This is a genomic window from Mesorhizobium sp. WSM4808, assembly GCF_055811675.1.
Genome location: NZ_JBVVQX010000002.1, coordinates 245,123 through 263,062, shown reverse-complemented (window position 1 = coordinate 263,062; position 17,940 = coordinate 245,123). Strand labels below are relative to the sequence as shown.

16 protein-coding genes are annotated in these 17,940 nt (G+C 63.6%); 15 read left to right on the top strand and 1 reads right to left on the bottom strand.

Going from position 1 to position 17,940, the window contains the following annotated elements; genetic code table 11:
• Positions 1-4: 4 nt before the first annotated feature.
• Together AC0L2U_RS04035 and AC0L2U_RS04030 are read left to right on the top strand one after the other, a co-directional pair.
• A complete protein-coding gene (locus tag AC0L2U_RS04035; RefSeq protein WP_127267594.1) occupies positions 5-838 on the top strand; it encodes an ABC transporter permease in 834 nt (277 codons plus the stop codon).
• Positions 838-1,641, top strand: a complete 804-nt coding sequence (locus AC0L2U_RS04030) for an ABC transporter permease (protein WP_127267595.1) — start codon at positions 838-840, stop codon at positions 1,639-1,641. Before AC0L2U_RS04035 ends, AC0L2U_RS04030 begins: the two co-directional genes overlap by 1 nt.
• Here AC0L2U_RS04030 and AC0L2U_RS04025 read toward each other — a convergent pair.
• On the bottom strand, positions 1,638-2,426 hold the full coding sequence (locus tag AC0L2U_RS04025) for a 2-keto-4-pentenoate hydratase (RefSeq protein WP_473601433.1): 789 nt from the start codon (positions 2,424-2,426) through the stop codon (positions 1,638-1,640). The genes AC0L2U_RS04030 and AC0L2U_RS04025 overlap by 4 nt on opposite strands.
• Before the next feature lie 268 nt (positions 2,427-2,694).
• On the opposite strand from AC0L2U_RS04025, the gene AC0L2U_RS04020 reads away from it, so the two are divergent.
• The 13 genes from AC0L2U_RS04020 to AC0L2U_RS03960 all read left to right on the top strand — a co-directional run bounded on the left by AC0L2U_RS04020 (position 2,695) and on the right by AC0L2U_RS03960 (position 17,844).
• Positions 2,695-3,102 carry a DUF3168 domain-containing protein gene (locus AC0L2U_RS04020; protein ID WP_292337611.1) on the top strand — a complete coding sequence of 136 codons (408 nt, stop codon included), beginning with the start codon at positions 2,695-2,697 and terminating at the stop codon, positions 3,100-3,102.
• Positions 3,103-3,277: 175 nt separating this feature from the next.
• On the top strand, positions 3,278-3,580 hold the full coding sequence (locus tag AC0L2U_RS04015; RefSeq protein ID WP_127269164.1) for a hypothetical protein: 303 nt from the start codon (positions 3,278-3,280) through the stop codon (positions 3,578-3,580).
• A 137-nt stretch (positions 3,581-3,717) separates the two neighbouring features.
• Complete coding sequence (locus AC0L2U_RS04010; RefSeq protein ID WP_128363579.1) at positions 3,718-4,383, top strand: response regulator transcription factor; 666 nt, start codon at positions 3,718-3,720, stop codon at positions 4,381-4,383.
• On the top strand, positions 4,367-5,800 hold the full coding sequence (locus tag AC0L2U_RS04005) for an ATP-binding protein (protein WP_127396032.1): 1,434 nt from the start codon (positions 4,367-4,369) through the stop codon (positions 5,798-5,800). Before AC0L2U_RS04010 ends, AC0L2U_RS04005 begins: the two co-directional genes overlap by 17 nt.
• A gap of 185 nt (positions 5,801-5,985) precedes the next feature.
• Positions 5,986-6,423 (top strand): hypothetical protein, encoded by a 438-nt coding sequence (locus AC0L2U_RS04000; RefSeq protein ID WP_127269161.1) that lies wholly within the window; start codon positions 5,986-5,988, stop codon positions 6,421-6,423.
• A 93-nt stretch (positions 6,424-6,516) separates the two neighbouring features.
• Entirely contained in the window at positions 6,517-7,653 is a 1,137-nt protein-coding gene (gene ccmI / locus AC0L2U_RS03995) for a c-type cytochrome biogenesis protein CcmI (protein WP_127396031.1), read from the top strand.
• Positions 7,654-7,661: 8 nt separating this feature from the next.
• Positions 7,662-8,105: a cytochrome c maturation protein CcmE gene (ccmE, locus tag AC0L2U_RS03990; protein WP_127321624.1), complete on the top strand. Its 444-nt coding sequence runs from the start codon at positions 7,662-7,664 to the stop codon at positions 8,103-8,105.
• A 32-nt stretch (positions 8,106-8,137) separates the two neighbouring features.
• A complete protein-coding gene (locus AC0L2U_RS03985; protein ID WP_127270960.1) occupies positions 8,138-10,129 on the top strand; it encodes a heme lyase CcmF/NrfE family subunit in 1,992 nt (663 codons plus the stop codon).
• Positions 10,126-10,593: a cytochrome c-type biogenesis protein gene (locus tag AC0L2U_RS03980; RefSeq protein ID WP_128362525.1), complete on the top strand. Its 468-nt coding sequence runs from the start codon at positions 10,126-10,128 to the stop codon at positions 10,591-10,593. Before AC0L2U_RS03985 ends, AC0L2U_RS03980 begins: the two co-directional genes overlap by 4 nt.
• Before the next feature lie 130 nt (positions 10,594-10,723).
• On the top strand, positions 10,724-12,277 hold the full coding sequence (locus AC0L2U_RS03975; protein ID WP_127270962.1) for a Do family serine endopeptidase: 1,554 nt from the start codon (positions 10,724-10,726) through the stop codon (positions 12,275-12,277).
• Between the two features lie 351 nt (positions 12,278-12,628).
• A complete protein-coding gene (locus AC0L2U_RS03970) occupies positions 12,629-13,303 on the top strand; it encodes a response regulator transcription factor (RefSeq protein WP_473601431.1) in 675 nt (224 codons plus the stop codon).
• 108 nt (positions 13,304-13,411) lie between these two features.
• On the top strand, positions 13,412-14,890 hold the full coding sequence (locus tag AC0L2U_RS03965) for a sensor histidine kinase (RefSeq protein WP_127810920.1): 1,479 nt from the start codon (positions 13,412-13,414) through the stop codon (positions 14,888-14,890).
• Positions 14,890-17,844 carry a bifunctional [glutamine synthetase] adenylyltransferase/[glutamine synthetase]-adenylyl-L-tyrosine phosphorylase gene (locus tag AC0L2U_RS03960; RefSeq protein WP_473601430.1) on the top strand — a complete coding sequence of 985 codons (2,955 nt, stop codon included), beginning with the start codon at positions 14,890-14,892 and terminating at the stop codon, positions 17,842-17,844. Before AC0L2U_RS03965 ends, AC0L2U_RS03960 begins: the two co-directional genes overlap by 1 nt.
• Positions 17,845-17,940: the final 96 nt, after the last annotated feature.

The following is a 17,940-nucleotide window of genomic DNA, read 5'->3' as shown; positions in this document are numbered from 1 at the left end:
CGACATGAGATCCTATCTCTCCGACAGGATGGGCGCGGCGCTGTTGATGGCGCCGCTGCTCCTGTTTCTTGTCCTGGCCTATGCCTGGCCGTTCCTCGGCGTCGTCAAATGGAGCTTCACGCTGCCGACGCCCGGCCTCGGCCAGTATGAGGCGCTGCTTACCGACGATCTCGTGCAGTCGGTGTTCATCCGCACGCTGCGCATCGCGGCGGTCGTCACCGTGGTTTCGGTGGCCGCTGCCTACGCCATCACCGTTGTCTGGGTGCGTGGAACCCCGGCACAGCGCCTGGTCGCCGAGTTCTGCATTCTCGTTCCCTTCTGGATTTCCGTGCTGACCCGTGCCTTCGGTTGGGTGGCGCTGCTCTCCAATCGCGGCCTGATCAACAGCTGGCTGCAGGCGATCGGCTTCATTTCCGAACCGTTGGCGCTGGTGCGCAACGAATTCGGCGTCATCGTCGGCATGACGCATTTTCTCATTCCTTTCGCCGTCTTCCCGCTGGCATCGGCTATGCGCAGCCTCGACGACCGCGTGCTCCTGGCCGCGCGCGGGCTCGGCTCCAGCCGCATGCGCACCTTCTGGACAGTGTTCGTGCCGATGACGCGCTCCGGCATCATCGGCGCGGCGATGATCGTGTTCGTCTTCTCGCTCGGCTTCTTCGTCACGCCGGCGATCCTCGGTGGCGGCCGCAGCGTCATGATCGCCGAGCTGATCTATCTCAGGATCTTCCAGAGCCCGGACTGGGGCCTGGGGGCGGCGATCAGCGTCGTGTTGGTGCTGTTCGTCGGCGCGCTGATGGCGCTTTTGTTCCGATATGTCAGACCGAAGCAGTTGATCTGATGCCGACCTACCGCCCCGGTCCCGTCTCGCTGATCATCGCCGCCCTCGTGGCGCTGTTCCTGCTGATGCCGCTGCTCGCCGTCATCCCGGTGTCGCTGACGCCGAGCCGCATGCTGGCGATGCCGTCGGGCGAACTGTCGCTGCGCCACTACCGGGCGCTGGTCGAGGACCCGCGCTGGCTCCAATCGATCCTGCTCTCAATCCGCATCGGTGTCGTCAGCAGCGCCTTTTCAACCGTGCTCGCGCTGTGCTTCAGCCTCGGCGTCTGGATGTTCCAGCCCCGCTTCACCGCGGCCCTGGTCGGCTTCGTGCTACTGCCGATGGTGGTGCCGCCGGTGGTCTCGGCGATCACGCTCTACTTCCTGCTGACCTCGATCTCGGGCTTCAGCACGTTCTTCGGCTATGACACATGGCTCGGCGTCGCCATGGCGCATTCGGTGATGACGGTGCCCTTCGCCACCGTGCTGATGCTGGTCTCGCTCAGCCAGCTCGACCGGCGCATCGACCTTGCCGCGCGGGGCTTAGGGGCCACTGTGTGGGAGCGCGCCACTCGCATCATCATGCCCAACATCAAGTTCGGCATCATCACAGCGGCACTGCTCTCCTTCGTGCTGTCGTGGGAAGAAATCGGCGTCACCCTGTTCATCACCTCGGTCAACGCCATCACCCTGCCGAGGCTGATGTGGATGGGCCTGCGCGACAACATCGACCCGGCGATCGCCGCGCTCTCGGTGATCCTGATCATCATCACCGTGCTGGTGCTGGCGGTGCGCAGCTTCGTGGCCAGGCAGCGCGGAGCCTAGACAAACCGCACCGAGATGCGGCCAAACCGGCCGAGATCGCCGGTGACTTCGTCGCCTGCCTCGACGCTTATCGGCGTCACGCAGGTGCCTGTAATCACCACCTGTCCCGGTTGGAGCGCTATGCCCAGGCCCGACAGCTCGTTGACGAGCCAGGTGAGCGCGATGCGAGGATCGCCCAACACGGCCGCTCCCGATCCGCTATGTTGCGACCTTCCGGAAACGGACGCGACCACGGGGTGTTTTGCAAGATCCACGCCGCGCCAGTCGTCTTCCGCCGCCTCGCCGATGACAAACAGATTGGCGCAGGCATTGTCCGCAATGAGCTGCGGCGCCCCGACGGCGCAGAAATCGTCATAGCGTGAGTCCGGAATTTCGATCGCCGGGTGCAAGGTCGCCACGGCTTTCATCACTTCGGCGATTTCATAGGGCGCAGGACGAGGCGGCAACTCGCGGCCGAAGCGGAAAGCGAACTCGATCTCGGCCACGCGCATCTTGCTCGTCGCCAGCGAAACGGTCCCGCCGACCTCCACCGCTTTTTCGGCCAGGAGACGTCCGGCCATCGGCCTGTCGACGTTGATGTGCCTTTGTCCGGCCAGACTGGTCGCGGCAATCTTCCAGCCGAAAAGCGAGGCCGCCGAGCGATCCAGGACATGCGACTGGATGGCGTAACCTTCGAGCCGTGTTTGTGGGCGCAACGCCTCAGGTATGGCGCCGAGACGGGTGCCCTGGTCCCAGTGGCCTACCAACAACCGCGAGGCAGCCCTGGTCTTTTCTGCATCGAGCATCATCAGCTTCCGAAATTGCTTCGTGGATCGTCATGCGACCCTGTAGCGAGAATATGTAACCAGGAATCGAGAGTCCATGTTCGCGGCGCGGTGCCCGCGGACGATGGTGTTGGCAAAGTCGCCCTTTCGAGATCATCGGCATCCATCATTCCGATGACGAATCGCCATCGCCTCCGCGCGTCGAATGGCTATATTTGTCAGAACACGCAGAACGCGGACAGCTTCCGAAAAGCAATAATCGGCAGCGCAGGAACTGGAGGAAAAGACGATGACCGCGCCAGACGATTTACAGCAGGCACTGTTTCTCAGGCTGAAAAGCGATGCATCGCTGTCGGCCTTGCTGGGCGGCGCCGGACTGCTCGAACGGCCAACCGACAATGCCGCTTTTCCGTACGTGACCTGCGGCCAGACCTCCGCTTTTGACTGGGATACGAGCACCGAGAACACTGATGATCAGTTGATTACGCTGCATGTCTGGTCGAAAGCCCATGGCGACGCCGAAACGCTTGCCATCATGGCCGCCATCCAGGCGCGCCTTGCCGACGCAGCATTGGTGATTGGCCCTCGCGGCCAGACACGACTGTCGCTGGAATTCGCCGAAGCCCGCCATGACGAGGATCTGCTCGTCCATCACGGGCTGCTGCGTTTTCGCGCGATAACGCAGGAAAATGCCTGATGCCCTTTCAATATGGTCAAAACCGAGTCTAGACTGGACTTTCGCGGGATTTCACCTGTTCGAGGCGGTGAAATTCCAGGTTGATTGTCTCGCGTTGCAGGGGTGTGGCGAGGATGTTTTCAGCGGCATTCACCGTTCATTTCACGTTCAGCACCGATACGTTACAACGCCGGTCATGAAAACGCTTCGCTCCCACTTCCGAATCGCGACACTGGCGCTTTGTGCTGCCGGGCTGTTCGCGTCGCGGGCGATGGCGATGCCGGTCATCGCGCCGCCCGACCTGGCCAGTCCGATCGTACTGGCGGCGTCCGATTGCTACGCCATCGGCCAGCAGGTGGCCGAGCAGAATGGCGGAACGCTGGCCAAGGCCTCGCAATCGACGCGCGGCGGTCAGCCTGTCTGTGTCATCGTGGTGCTCGTTCCAGGCAAGGACGGACAACGTCCGCGCCGTTCCGAGATCGTCGTTCCGCTGAACTGACCCAATCAACCTTAGGCTACGTTTCCCAGGCCGCCGGAATCGGCCTATATCTGCCCCAGTCTTCAATCTGACAAAGCTCTTCAATCTGACCAAGCCCTTCAATCTGACAAAGCTCTTCAACAGGTATCGAACTCCGCATGCGTGTACTCGTCGTCGAAGATGACAAGGATCTCAATCGGCAGATATCGGATGCGCTGGTCGATGCCGGCTATGTCGTCGACCGCGCCTTCGACGGCGAGGAAGGGCATTTCCTTGGCGACACGGAGCCCTATGACGCGGTCGTGCTCGATATCGGCCTGCCGCAGATGGACGGCATAAGTGTGGTCGAGCGCTGGCGGCGCGGCGGCCGCAAGATGCCGGTGCTGATCCTGACGGCGCGCGACCGCTGGAGCGACAAGGTCTCCGGCATCGATGCCGGCGCCGATGACTACGTCACCAAGCCGTTCCACATCGAGGAGGTGCTGGCGAGGTTACGAGCCCTGATCCGGCGAGCAGCCGGCCATGCCTCGTCCGAACTGATCTGCGGGCCGCTGCGTCTCGACACCAAGGCCTCCAAGGCCGATGTCGACGGCGTGCCGCTGAAACTGACGTCGCACGAATTCCGCCTGCTCGCCTATCTGATGCACCATATGGGCGAAGTGGTCTCGCGGACCGAACTGGTCGAGCATCTCTACGATCAGGATTTCGACCGCGATTCCAACACCATCGAGGTGTTTGTCGGGCGGCTGCGCAAGAAGATGGGCATCGACATGATCGAAACCGTGCGCGGCATGGGCTACCGCATGCGTGAGCCGGAGGCGTAACTCGGAACCGCTCAAACCAACCGCAAGGACGCCGCTTTCGCTGCGTTCGTGGCCGCGTTCGCTGACGTTCCGCGTTATCGCCTTTTCCACGGTCTGGGCGATCGTGACGCTCGTTGTCATCTTCACCTTGATCACCACCCTATACCGCCAGGCCAGCGAGCGCGGCTTCGACAGCCTGCTTTCGGCGCATCTGTTCAACCTGATCGGTTCGATCGGCATCTCCGACAGCGGGGCGCTGACTGGCGCGCCAGACCTCGGCGACCTTCGGTTCTCGGAGCCGAATTCGGGCTGGTACTGGTCGGTCGAGCCCGCTTCGGAGGGCGTGCATGGCGATCTCCACTCGTCGTCGATGACCACGACGATCCCATCACCGAGCGTTGCCGAGGTGCCGTTCAATGCCAGTTTTCAGCGCAGCTACGCAGCCGAAGGCATCGACGGCGAACAACTCGAAGTTTTCGAGAGCGAATTCGTTCTCGACGCCAAGAACCGGGCCGCGCGTTTCCGCGTCATGGGCAACCAGAGCGAACTTGAACAGGAAATCGCTACCTTCCAGCGCCGCCTGCTGACCTATCTCAGCCTGTTCGGCGTCGGCATGATCGCCATCAACGCGATCGCCATCCTGCTCGGCCTGCAGCCGCTGCGCCGGGTCAGGAACGCGCTCGCCATGGTGCGCGAAGGCACCGCCCAGAGGCTCGACGGCCGCTTCCCGGCCGAGATCGAACCGCTTGCCAATGAAACCAATGCGTTGATCGAAAACAACAGGCGCATCGTCGAGCGGTCGCGAACACAGGTCGGCAATCTCGCCCATTCGCTGAAGACGCCGCTGGCGGTACTGCTCAACGAGGGCCGCGCGCTCGGCGGCGCCAAGGGGCAGCTGATCGCCGAACAGGCCGCTTCCATGCAGAAGCAGGTCGAACACTATCTCCAGCGCGCCCGCGTCGCGGCACAGCGCGACAGCGTCGTCTACCGCACGCCGGTGACGCCGCTGGTGCAGCGCATGGTGCGGGTTCTGCAGAAGCTCAATCCGCAGACAAATCTGTCGCTGTCGCTGCCGGCGGCCGAAATCGTCTTCGCCGGCGAGCGCGAGGATCTTGAGGAATTGCTGGGCAATCTCCTTGAAAACGCGATGAAATGGGCAAAGAGCGCGGTGCAGGTTTCGGTCGTGCCCTTGACCGGCAAGGACGACCCGGCCGGCCTGTTCGAGATCAGCATAGAGGATGACGGTCCGGGCATTCCCGAGGACAAGGCGCGCGAGGCGCTGAAGCGAGGACGGCGTCTGGACGAGACAAAGCCCGGAACAGGTCTGGGGCTGGCCATTGTCGCAGACCTCGTCAACGAGTATGGAGGCGTTCTGGCGCTCGAACGGTCCGGTATGGGCGGATTGAAGGCGGTGGTGCGATTGCGGAGCCTTCAGTGATGTTCACCAGGGCCAATCGACATAGAGGGACGGGAGATGTTATTGGCGGCATGTCGATTGGTCTCGCAGCTGCCAACGGCCAAATTTCCGACAAATATCAATACTATGGCCACGCCAACTTCTCCGATGACGCGGCCCCCGGCGCATCCATGGCAGGCTCCCACTCAAGAAAATCGGTTGTTGGCATGAAGATTCGCGTCGCTCTCGTTTCCGCATTGCTGGCCGTTTCCGGCTGCACCACCTTGAGCGGCAAGGGTCCAGCCATAGCAGTGACACCGGCCTCGACACCTCCTTCAAGCGGCAAGGTGACCACGACGATCATTTCGGCGATGGGCGGCGGCCTCATCAGCGGGACGATCGGCAACGGCCTCAGCGAGACCGAGAAGCGCAGCGCGCTCGAGGCTGAATACAAGGCGCTGGAATATACGACCAGCGGCCAGAAGGTGACGTGGAAAGGCGCTCAGGCTTCGCGCTACGGCGAGGTGGTTCCGGCCCAGCCGTACCGCGTCGGTTCGCAGGACTGCCGCCAGTACACGCAGACGGTGTTTTCCGCCGGCGCCGGGGTCACGGCGCGTGGAACCGCTTGCCGCAACGCCGATGGCAGCTGGACGCCGCTGACCTGACGACCGTCTGCCGACGATTGGCGGCTGGCGTCGTCAAAGCGTCGCAGCATGCATCTGTTGGCACGGCAGAGCTCTGCCGGTATTGGAAGAACCATGCTGTTCTGGGTCATAGCCGCCATTCTCACGCTGGGTGCAAGCTTGGCGGTGCTGCTGCCGCTGGCCGCCAGCGCCAAGGGCGGGTCGTCGAGCGGCGAACATGATCTCGAAGTCTATCGGGACCAATTGTCCGAGCTTGACCGCGACGCCGCGCGTGGCTTGATCCAGCCGGCCGAAGCCGCCGAGGCCCGCGCCGAGATCGCTCGCCGCATCCTTCGCCTTGACAATGCGGGTACCGCCGGCGGCGCAAACCCTGGCCGAGCGTCGATCACGGCAAGGCTGGTGGCAACCGTAGCCGTGCTGGCGGTGCCGCTGGTCAGTTGGGGGCTCTATGTCCAGCTTGGCTCTCCTGACCTGCCGTCGCAACCGCTCAGCGAGCGGTTGGCCAAGAATCCCGCCGACAGTTCGGTCGACGAGCTGGTGGCGCGGGCCGAAGCCCATCTGGCCGCCAATCCCACTGACGGCAGGGGCTGGGACGTGCTGGCACCGGTCTATCTGCGCATGCAGCGCTTTTCCGACGCGGCGGGAGCCTATCGCAACGCCATTCGGCTCGATGGCGACAGCGCCGTTCGCCAGGCCGGTCTCGGCGAGGCGATCGCCAGCGCGGCAGGCGGCATTGTCTCGGCCGATGCCCAGGATGCTTTCGAGGCAGCCCTGAAGCTCGATCCGGCCAACGCGAAGGCGAGTTTCTACCTGGCCATGGCGTTGGCGCAGGAGGGGCGCGCCAAGGAAGCGACCACGGCATGGCAGGCGATGCTGGGCAGATTGCCGCCGGACTCGCCATGGCGCGGTGCCGTCGAGCAGGCGCTCGCCAAATCCGGAGGCTCCGACGTCGCTTCCGGCGCCACCAACGGTCCCGATGCCGGCGATTTCGACGCCGCATCCTCGATGTCGCCGCAGGATCGGGAGACCATGATCAACACGATGGTCGCCGGCCTCGACGACAAACTGCGGCAAAATCCGCGTGATCCGGAAGGATGGATGCGGCTCGTTCGTTCCTATGTCGTGCTCGGCAAAGCCGATCAGGCGCGTGAGGCGCTCGGTCGCGCCATCGCCGTCTTTGGAGCCGACAGTGAGCAGGCGAAGAAATTCACCGCCTTTGCCGCTTCGCTTGGCCTTGCGGCGACGGAGTAGAACAAGACATGACGCGCAAGCAGAAACGATTGTCGGTGATCGCGGGCGGGCTGGTCTTCCTGGGTGCCGCGACCGGGCTGACTTTTTACGCGCTTGGCCAGAAGGCCTCCTTTTTCTACATGCCGGCCGATCTCACCACCGCCAGTGTCCAGCCTGGCCAGCGCATCCGGTTGGGTGGATTGGTCGAAAAAGGCACGATCCAGCGCGGGCAGGGGGCCACGGTCGGCTTTTCGGTGACCGACACGCACAAATCGGTCAAGGTCACCTACACCGGCATCCTGCCCGACCTTTTCCGCGAAGAGCAGGGCGTCATCACCGAGGGTACTTTCGGCCCGGACGGGGTTTTTGTTGCCGATAGCGTGCTGGCCAAGCATGATGAGCGCTACATGCCCAAGGAGGTTGCGGACGGCCTCAAGGCCAAGGGCGTCTGGCAGGAGAACAAGAGTGAATAGCTCCGGCAGGAGAGCGACAATGGATCACGGGCATGGTTGAAACCGGACATTTCGCCCTCGTCCTGGCGTTTGCGCTTTCGCTGGTGCAGACGGTGGTGCCGCTGTTTGGCGCGCGCCTGAACAACCAGCGCCTCATGGCCGTCGGCGGTCCGGTCGCGGTGACCGGCTTTGCCCTGACGGCGCTGTCTTTCGCAGCGTTGGCGAGTGCCTATGCAAGCTCCGATTTCTCGGTGGCAAGCGTGTGGGAAAACTCACATTCCTTGCAGCCGTTGATCTACAAGATCACCGGAACCTGGGGCAATCATGAAGGCTCGATGCTGCTTTGGGTGTTGATCCTGACCTTCTTCGGCGCGCTCGTCGCCGCTTTCGGCTCCAACCTGCCGGCGACGCTGCGCGCCAATGTGCTTGCGGTGCAAGGCGCCATCGGCGCCGCCTTCTTCCTGTTCATCCTGGCGACGTCCAATCCGTTCATCCGGCTCAATCCGGCGCCGATCGAAGGCCGCGATCTCAACCCGATCCTGCAGGATCTCGGCCTCGCCATACACCCGCCGTTCCTCTATCTCGGCTATGTCGGCTTCTCGATCTGTTTTTCCTTCTCGGTCGCCGCTCTCATCGAAGGCCGCATCGACGCGTCCTGGGCGCGCTGGGTGCGGCCGTGGACGCTGGTCGCCTGGATGTTCCTGACCGGCGGCATCGCCATGGGATCGTACTGGGCCTACTATGAACTTGGCTGGGGCGGTTTCTGGTTCTGGGATCCGGTCGAGAACGCCTCCTTCATGCCGTGGCTGGCGGGCACAGCGCTGCTGCATTCGGCCATCGTCATGGAGAAGCGCTCGGCGCTGAAGATCTGGACGCTGCTGCTCGCCATCCTGACCTTTTCGCTGTCGCTGCTCGGCACCTTCCTCGTGCGTTCAGGCGTGCTGACCTCGGTGCACGCCTTTGCCACCGATCCGACGCGCGGCGTGTTTATCCTGTGCATACTGACGCTGTTTATCGGCGGCTCGCTGGCGCTGTTTGCGCTGCGCGCTTCCCGGCTGACGACCGGCGGCCTGTTCCAGCCGATTTCCCGAGAAGGGGCGCTGGTCCTCAACAATCTGTTCCTGACGACGGCGACGGCGACCGTCCTCGTCGGCACACTCTATCCGCTCGCCGTCGAAGCCTTTTCAGCCGACAAGATCTCGGTCGGCGCGCCGTTCTTCAATCTCACCTTCGGACCGCTGATGGTACCGTTGCTGCTCGTGGTTCCGTTCGGGCCGTTGCTGGCTTGGAAGCGCGGCGATGTCTTCGCCGTCGCGCAGCGGCTTATGGTGGCCTTTGCAGCGGCGCTGCTGGCGACGCTGGTCACCGCTTTGTTCATCGACGGCGCCTCGGTGTTCGCAGCCCTGGGCGTTGGCCTTGCCGTCTGGCTGATCCTTGGCGCGCTCACCGATCTCGCCGTCAAATCGGGGGTCGGCAATGTCGCCGCCGGGATCATGGTCAGGCGCTTGCTCGGCCTGCCGCGCTCGGTCTTCGGCACTGCCTTCGCTCACCTTGGCCTTGGCCTGACCACGCTCGGCATCGTCGGCACACTTTGCTTCGGCACCGAGAAGATCCTGTCGATGCATGCCGGTGAGACCGTCGAACTGTCCGGCCATACGCTGCGTTTCGTCGGGCTTTATCCGGCCCAGGGACCGAATTACAGTGAGGATCTCGGCCGCTTCGAACTGATCGGCGTCAGCGGCAGCCCTGTTGGCGAAATCAGCTCCGCCAAACGGTTTTATCCGGTGCGGCAGATGACGACGACGGAATCGGGCATCAGGACGATTGGTTTCTCGCAGCTCTACATCTCGCTCGGCGACGAGGGCAATGACGGTTCCGTCGTCGTGCGTTTGTGGTGGAAGCCGCTGGTGACGTTGATCTGGGGCGGCGGCCTGATGATGATGGCGGGCGCGGCGATGTCACTGATGGACCGGCGCCTGCGCGTCGGCGCGCCGTCGCGGCGGCGCAAGCAGGCGAGCGCGGTGCCATCCGCGACCCTGCCATGAACGCGCGGTTTTCTCTGACCTCCATTGTCCTGCTGCTGGCGCTGTTCTTTGCCGGCACGGCCTCGGCGGTGAAGCCTGACGAGGTGCTGCCTGATCCGACGCTGGAGGCGCGGGCGCGGGCGCTGTCGGAAGGCTTGCGCTGCATGGTCTGCCAGAACCAGTCGATCGACGAATCCGATGCCGACCTTGCCCGCGACCTGCGCGTCCTTGTGCGTCAGCGCCTCGTCGCCGGCGACACCGACCAGCAGGTCATGGACTACGTGGTTTCGCGCTATGGCGAGTTCGTGCTGCTGAAGCCGCGTTTCGACCTGCGCAATGCGTTGCTATGGGGCACGCCCGTCCTGCTGTTGCTGGTTGGAGGTGTTTTCATCGTGCTGACCGCGCGGTCGCGCCGCGTGCTGGCGACCAATGCGTTGACCACTGAGGAACAGGCGGCGCTGGACGCCATATTGCGCCGCGACTGACGTCCGCCGTCACTCCCAAACATTACCAAAGTTTCATGTGTCGGAAATGGCGCTGTAATGTGTGCCGCTCTAATTCTCCTTTCCGAGGATGCCGACCAAGCAGCGTCCGTTGAAAGAGGATAAGAGATCCATGAATATTGCCCCCAATTCATATTCCGTCACCCGCAAGCGTCTCATGGCTGCCGTCGCATCTGTCGCCGTGGCCGGTGCGATCGGCGTTGGCGCGCTGACCAGCGGAACCAGCCCTGTTCTGGCCGATGCCGTACGCGTCGAGGCGCCGCAGGTGCCGGGCTTCGCCGATGTCGTCGAGCGCGTTTCTCCCGCCGTTGTCAGTGTCAAGGTCAAGGCCAAGATCAGCCCGGCCGCCGATGATGGCTCCGACCCGTCCGACGACCAGGATGGCATGAACAACCTGCCCAACAATCCACAGCTGCGCCGCTTCTTCAAGGAATTCCGTGGCTTTGGTGACCAGGACGGCCAGGGTGGCGGCAACAGGCGCTTCAGCCACCGCGACCGCAACAACGACCAGCCGCGGCCGGTTGCCCAGGGCTCGGGCTTCTTCATCTCGGATGACGGCTATCTCGTCACCAACAATCACGTTGTTTCGGAAGGCTCGGCCTTCACCGTGGTGATGCATGACGGCAAGGAACTCGACGCCAAGCTGGTCGGCACCGACCCGCGCACCGATCTCGCCGTGCTTAAGGTCGACGGCGTCGGCAAGTTTACCTATGTCGACTTCGCCGATGACTCCAAGGTTCGCGTCGGCGACTGGGTGGTGGCCGTCGGCAATCCGTTCGGCCTTGGTGGAACCGTCACCGCCGGCATCGTCTCCGCCCGCGGCCGTGACATCGGCGCTGGCCCTTATGACGACTTCATCCAGATCGACGCATCGGTCAACCGCGGCAATTCTGGCGGTCCGACCTTCAACCTCAACGGCCAGGTCGTCGGCATCAACACCGCGATCTTCTCGCCATCCGGCGGCAGCGTCGGCATCGCCTTCGACATTCCCGCTTCGACCGCCAAGCAGGTCGTTCAGGACCTGATGAAGAGCGGTTCCGTGCAGCGGGGCTGGCTCGGTGTGGAAATCCAGCCGGTCACCTCCGACATCGCTGAGTCGCTTGGTCTGAAGTCCAACAACGGCGCACTGGTTTCCAGTGCCCAGGACGATGGTCCCGGCAAGAAGGCGGGCATTACGGCCGGTGACGTGATCACCCAGGTCGACGGCAAGGATGTCGCTTCGCCGAAGGAACTGGCCCGGCTGATCGGCGCCTATTCGCCTGGCAAGTCGGTCGACGTCACCGTGTGGCGCGACGGCAAGAGCCAGACGGTCAAGGTCGATCTCGGCAAACTGCCCTCGAGCGACAAGCAGGCCTCTGTCGACCAGCAGCAGCCCGCCGCCCCGGCCAAGCCCGACACGCTGGCCGATCTCGGCCTGACCGTTACCAAGTCTGAAAACGGCAAGGGACTGGTGGTGACCGATGTCGATCCCGACAGCGATGCCGCCGATCGCGGTATCCAGCCGGGCGACGTCATCACATCGGTCAATTCGACCGAAGTGAACGGCACCGACGACGTCACCAAGGCGATGACCGATGCAGTCAAATCCGGCCGCAAGGCAGTGCTGATGCAGATCACCCGCGACGACACCAATCGTTTCGTCGCGCTGCCCGTCGCCAAGGGCTGAGGTTGGCCCCGGAGCGATCTCTCGGCCTTTCCAGGTGGGTGAGGGCGTTCCGGCGGCACGTTGGACTTTTCCAGTGCGGCAGTTTCAACACCCCCGAGCCGCCGTAGGGGAAAGCATGGAGAAGCGCGCGTTAGTCAGTCATCGCGCCTTCCCCCGGCGGCAGCGGGCTTCCCATCGTCCGCTGCCGCACACTTTCAAAAGCGCTTCCGCGATCCGACGCAAAATGACATCGGCAGCGAGCAGCTTTATCGCGTACGGCTTCGGCAATCTTGATCGCGGTGCGCTTTGGCAAAGGCCACAATGCAGATGTCTGCCACTCAACCTTCCGGCGAAATCGCGTATAACAGCCCTATGAAGATTCTCATCATAGAAGACGATCGCGAGGCTGCGGATTACTTGCAGAAAGCCTTTGCCGAGGCCGGTCACACCGCGCATGTCGCTGGTGACGGCGAAACCGGCTTTGCGCTCGCCGACGCCGGCGACTACGACGTGATGGTGATCGACCGGATGATGCCGCGTCGCGACGGCCTGTCGGTCATTGCCGGTCTCCGGTCCAGGGGCAACACAACGCCGGTGCTGATCCTGTCGGCGCTCGGCGAGGTCGATGATAGGGTCACGGGTCTACGCGCCGGCGGCGACGATTACCTGACAAAGCCCTATGCCTTCTCCGAACTTCTCGCCCGCGTCGAGGTTCTGAACCGTCGCGCCAGCGCCAAGGAAGCCGAAACCGTCTACCGCGTCGGCGATCTCGAACTCGACAGGCTGTCGCATTCGGTACGCCGTGCGTCACGCGAGATAACGCTGCAGCCGCGTGAATTCCGCTTGCTCGAATATCTGATGCGGCATGCCGGCCAAGTGGTGACGCGCACCATGCTGCTCGAAAATGTCTGGGACTATCATTTCGATCCGCAGACCAATGTCATCGACGTCCATGTCTCGCGGCTGCGCGGCAAGATCGAGAAGGGCTTCGACAAGCCCATCCTGCATACGGTTCGCGGCGCCGGCTATATGCTGAAGAGCGGCTAGAGTATGATCCCGAAAAGTGGGAACCGGTTTTCGGAAAAGATCATGCTCCAACAAAGAGCTAGATCGGCATGACGATTCGACCAAACCTCATGCTGATCTAGCTGCGGCATGGCTCTTTCCGTGCCAGCCATCATGAAGACGACGGCAGCGCGGCTTTCGGCGCTCTACCTCCTGCTCTTCGCGCTCTGCGCGGTGGCGCTCGTCTTCTACATGACCTCGTTGTCGGCGCGCATGCTGACCGGGCAGACACAGGACACCATCAATGACGAGGTGCTCGGTCTGGCTCGCGCCTATCAACGTGGCGGTCTGCCGGTGTTGGTCCGTGTAGTCGAGGCCCGCTCGCGCCAGCCCGGCGCCAACCTCTATCTGATCGCCGACGCCAACGGACAGATCCTGACCGGCAATGTGCAGAGCCTGGAGCCGGGCGTTCTCGAAACCGAAGGCTGGACCAGCAGTCCGTTCTCTTATCAGCGTTTTGGCGAGGGAGAGCTCGAGCGCCTGCGCAACCTTCCCGCCGAGCAGGGCACCACCACCCAATCCGAGCAGAACGATGCGCAGGCGCAGGGCGAAAAGGGCCACAACGCCATTGCGCTGGTGCTGCGGTTGCCGAACCAGATGATCATGCTGGTCGGCCGCGACCTTGGCGAGCCGGAACGGTTTCGTGCGGTCATCCGCCGTGCGCTGATGCTGGCGCTCGGCATGATGGGGCTGGGCGGATTGCTGATCTGGTTTTTTGTCGGCCGCGCCGCGCTGAAGCGCATCGACAGCGTGTCGGAAGCCAGCCGCCGCATTATGGGCGGCGATCTGTCGGGCAGGCTGCCGGTGACGGGGGTTGGCGATGAGTTCGACCGGCTCTCCGAAAATCTCAATGCCATGCTGGCCAGGATCGCCACGCTGAATGAAGGCCTGAAGCAGGTTTCCGACAACATCGCGCATGATCTGAAGACGCCGCTGACCCGGCTCCGCAACCGGGCCGAAGCGACGCTTTCGGGCAAGCAAAAGCCCACCGATTACCGGCAGGCGCTGGAAGGCACTATTGCCGAGTCGGACCAGCTGATAAAAACGTTTAACGCCATCCTGATGATCTCCCGGCTGGAGGCTGGCTACTCCTCGGAGAACACCAACCGCGTCGATCTGGCGGAGGCCGTGCGCGACGTTGTCGAGCTTTACGAGCCGGTGGCGGAAGAGGCAGGCGTGTCGCTGGAAGCAGACGCGCGCGACGCGGTGTCCGTCAACGGCAACCGCGAACTGATCGGTCAGGCGCTGTCGAACATCGTCGACAACGCCATCAAATATTCGACCGGCGCCAATGCCCAGCCGGCGGTGCGCGTCACGCTCGAGCGAGCCGGTACGGACGTTCGCCTGTCGGTTGCCGACAATGGACACGGCATTCCCGACGATGGCGACCGGGCGCGGGCCACGGAACGTTTCGTGCGGCTGGAGAAGAGCCGTTCGCAGCCGGGTTCCGGTCTTGGCCTCAGCCTCGCCAAGGCGGTCATGACGTTCCACAATGGCCGGCTTGAACTCTTGCCTGGCAATCCTGGACTATCCGTGGTCATGAGTTTCCCGGCTCGGGAGGATCACTGATGAGCACTTCAGCCAAGCGGGTGGAGACTGGATGGCTGCTGAAGCCGGCTGCCAGGCTTGCCCCGCTCGACAAGGAGCGTGCGCGGCTGGAACTGGCCGAGATCGCTTCCGCCGCGCGCGAAGAGAGGCTGACGCGGCTGGCCAAGTTCCTGGCCGGCAAGGGCGAGGGCCAGGATTTCCTCGCCGCCGTCTTCGATCTGTCGCCGTTCCTGCGCGATACGGCACGCCGCCGGCCGCAAATCCTGGACGGGCTGTTCGAGCAGACGATCGAGGCTCGACTGAAGGTGATCGGCGCCGCCATCGACCAGGTGCATCTAGCCGAAGCAGTCTCGGAATCCGGCTTGATGATGGAGCTGCGCCAGTGGAAGGCGGAGGCGCATTTCCTCATCGCGCTGGCCGATCTTGCCGGCGAGGCCGAAACGGCGCTGACGGTCCGGCGATTGAGCGATCTTGCAGACGCCTGCACCCGTGCGGCCGTCGACTTCCTGCTGCGTGACGCGCATGGCCAGGGCAAACTCAAACTGCCGGATGTCGGCAATCCGTCGAAACAGTCGGGCTGGATCCTGCTCGGCATGGGCAAGCTCGGCGCGCATGAGCTGAATTTTTCCTCCGACATCGATCTGGTGGTTTTCTTCGATCCGGAAGCGCCCGCCGTCGTCGATCCGCTCGATGCCACCGAGTTGTTTTCGAGGCTGACGCGCCGCCTGGTGCGCATCCTGCAGGACCGCACCGAACACGGTTATGTCTTCCGCACCGATCTGAGACTGCGCCCAGACCCCGGTTCGACACCGCTGGCGATCCCGGTCGAGGCGGCACTGCGCTACTATGAGGCACGCGGCCAGAACTGGGAGCGCGCCGCGATGATCAAGGCACGCCCGGTGGCAGGCGATCTGGCCGCGGGTGCGGCCTTCCTCAAGGAGTTGCAGCCCTATATCTGGCGCAAATACATGGATTATGCGGCGATTGCCGACGTCCATTCGATCAAGCGCCAGATCCACGCCCACAAGGGCCATGGCGAGATTGCGGTCAAGGGCCACAACGTCAAGCTTGGCCGCGGCGGCATTCGAGAGATCGAGTTCTTCGTCCAGACCCAGCAGCTCATCGCCGGCGGACGCTTCCCTGAACTGCGTGGCCGCGAGACCGTGCCGATGCTCGGCGAGCTTGCGACCCGCGGCTGGATCACCGCCGAGGCGCGCGATGCGCTTGCCCGCCAGTACTGGTTCCTGCGCCGCGTCGAACATGCCGTGCAGATGGTTGCCGACGAGCAGACGCACACGCTGCCGGAAGATGATGAAGGCCTGGAGCGCATCGCCCGCATGCTCGGCTTTGCCGATGCTTCTGCCTTTTCTCGAGCGTTCCGTGCCTCGCTGCAGCAGGTCGAACGCCACTACGCGGCACTGTTCGAAACAGCACCCGAACTGTCGACCGGCATCGGCAACCTGGTCTTCACCGGCGATGTGGACGATCCCGATACGCTGCAGACCTTGCACGGGCTCGGTTTTCAGCGGCCAAGCGACATCTGCCGCGTCATCCGTGGCTGGCATTTCGGCCGCTATCGCCTCACCCAGTCGGCGGAGGCACGCGAGCGGCTGACGGAACTGACGCCGGCGCTGCTGCGCGCCTTCGGCCAGACGCGCCGGGCCGACGAAGCTCTGATGCGCTTCGACGAGTTTCTCGCCGGCCTGCCGGCTGGTATCCAGCTGTTCTCCCTGCTGCAGTCCAATCCTGCCCTGCTGAAGCTTCTGGCGACGATCATGGGGGCCGCCCCCCGGCTGGCGGCGATCATCACCCGCAGGCCGCATGTCTTCGATGGTTTGCTCGACCCGGCCTTGCTCACCGAACTACCGGACCGCGCCTATCTGTCGGCGCGGCTTTCCGCCTTCGTCGAGGGCGACCGGCTTTACGAGGATGTGCTCGACCGGCTGCGCATTTTTGTCTCCGAGCAGAAATTCCTGATCGGTGTCCGGCTGCTCGCCGGCTCGATCGATCCGGCGCGGGCCGGCCGCGCCTTTTCTGATCTGGCGGATCTCACCATCGAGGCTGCGTTGCAGGCGGTGACGGCCGAATTCGCGGCCCGCCACGGCACCATTGCCGGCGGTGTGGTTGCGCTGCTCGGTATGGGCAAGCTTGGCAGCCGCGAGCTGACCGCCGGATCGGACGTCGACCTGATCCTGCTCTACGACCACGCGCCGGATGCCGAAGAGTCCGATGGCGACAAGCCGCTGGCACCTTCGCATTACTACACCCGCATGACGCAAAGGCTGATCGCGGCGGTGTCCGCGCCGACGGCGGAGGGGGTGCTCTACGAACTCGACCTGCGCCTGCGGCCGTCCGGCAACAAGGGACCGGTGGCCACCCATATCGATGCCTTCAAGAAATACCAGCGCCAGGAAGCCTGGACTTGGGAACACATGGCGCTGGCCCGCGCCCGTGCCATTGCTGGCGACGCCAGCCTGTGTGGCGAGGTTGAAGCGGAAGTAGCGGCGGTGCTGGGCCAGCCGCGCGATGCTGCAAAGGTGATGGCCGAGGCTGCGGACATGTGGGCTATGATCGAGAAGGAAAAGCCGCCGCGCGATCTCTGGGACATCAAGCTTATTCCCGGAGGATTGATCGATCTGGAATTCATCGCCCAGGTGGCCGTCATTACCGGGCAGGTCGAGACCGGGCGCCGCGCCACCGGCACCGCCGAGATCCTGTCGCGCCTGGCACCGGGCTTCGCCGATGCCGGGGTGAGGCAGGAGCTTGGCGACGCCTACGCGCTCTATCTTGCACTGACCCAGATGACGCGGCTGTGCCTCACCGGAGCCTTTGAGCGCGACGACGTTCCGCCGGGGCTTTCGGATCTGCTTCTGGCGGTGACCGACCTGCCGGATTTCGGTGTGCTGGAAGCACACCTCAAGGAGACGTCGCAGACGGTCAGGAAGGATTTCGATCTTTTGCTTCGTACGGGATGACCGTGAAGCGATCGTCCCCTGGAACCGAAGACGTTTCGTGCTCTTCCGGTCTCATGCAGCTACTCTGTTCGCCGAATCTGCTGGAGCGCCCGGCTC

Bases quoted from the DNA above. Each gene is read 5' to 3' on its own strand.
- AC0L2U_RS03965 (WP_127810920.1), top strand. From the start codon at position 13,412: ATGGCTCTTTCCGTGCCAGCCATCATGAAGACGACGGCAGCGCGGCTT.
- AC0L2U_RS03970 (WP_473601431.1), top strand. From the start codon at position 12,629: ATGAAGATTCTCATCATAGAAGACGATCGCGAGGCTGCGGATTACTTG.
- AC0L2U_RS04010 (WP_128363579.1), top strand. From the start codon at position 3,718: ATGCGTGTACTCGTCGTCGAAGATGACAAGGATCTCAATCGGCAGATA.
- AC0L2U_RS04000 (WP_127269161.1), top strand. From the start codon at position 5,986: ATGAAGATTCGCGTCGCTCTCGTTTCCGCATTGCTGGCCGTTTCCGGC.
- ccmE (WP_127321624.1), top strand. From the start codon at position 7,662: ATGACGCGCAAGCAGAAACGATTGTCGGTGATCGCGGGCGGGCTGGTC.
- AC0L2U_RS04020 (WP_292337611.1), top strand. From the start codon at position 2,695: ATGACCGCGCCAGACGATTTACAGCAGGCACTGTTTCTCAGGCTGAAA.
- AC0L2U_RS04025 (WP_473601433.1), bottom strand. From the start codon at position 2,426: ATGCTCGATGCAGAAAAGACCAGGGCTGCCTCGCGGTTGTTGGTAGGC.
- AC0L2U_RS04035 (WP_127267594.1), top strand. From the start codon at position 5: ATGAGATCCTATCTCTCCGACAGGATGGGCGCGGCGCTGTTGATGGCG.
- AC0L2U_RS04030 (WP_127267595.1), top strand. From the start codon at position 838: ATGCCGACCTACCGCCCCGGTCCCGTCTCGCTGATCATCGCCGCCCTC.
- ccmI (WP_127396031.1), top strand. From the start codon at position 6,517: ATGCTGTTCTGGGTCATAGCCGCCATTCTCACGCTGGGTGCAAGCTTG.
- AC0L2U_RS03985 (WP_127270960.1), top strand. From the start codon at position 8,138: ATGGTTGAAACCGGACATTTCGCCCTCGTCCTGGCGTTTGCGCTTTCG.
- AC0L2U_RS03980 (WP_128362525.1), top strand. From the start codon at position 10,126: ATGAACGCGCGGTTTTCTCTGACCTCCATTGTCCTGCTGCTGGCGCTG.
- AC0L2U_RS03960 (WP_473601430.1), top strand. From the start codon at position 14,890: ATGAGCACTTCAGCCAAGCGGGTGGAGACTGGATGGCTGCTGAAGCCG.
- AC0L2U_RS03975 (WP_127270962.1), top strand. From the start codon at position 10,724: ATGAATATTGCCCCCAATTCATATTCCGTCACCCGCAAGCGTCTCATG.
- AC0L2U_RS04015 (WP_127269164.1), top strand. From the start codon at position 3,278: ATGAAAACGCTTCGCTCCCACTTCCGAATCGCGACACTGGCGCTTTGT.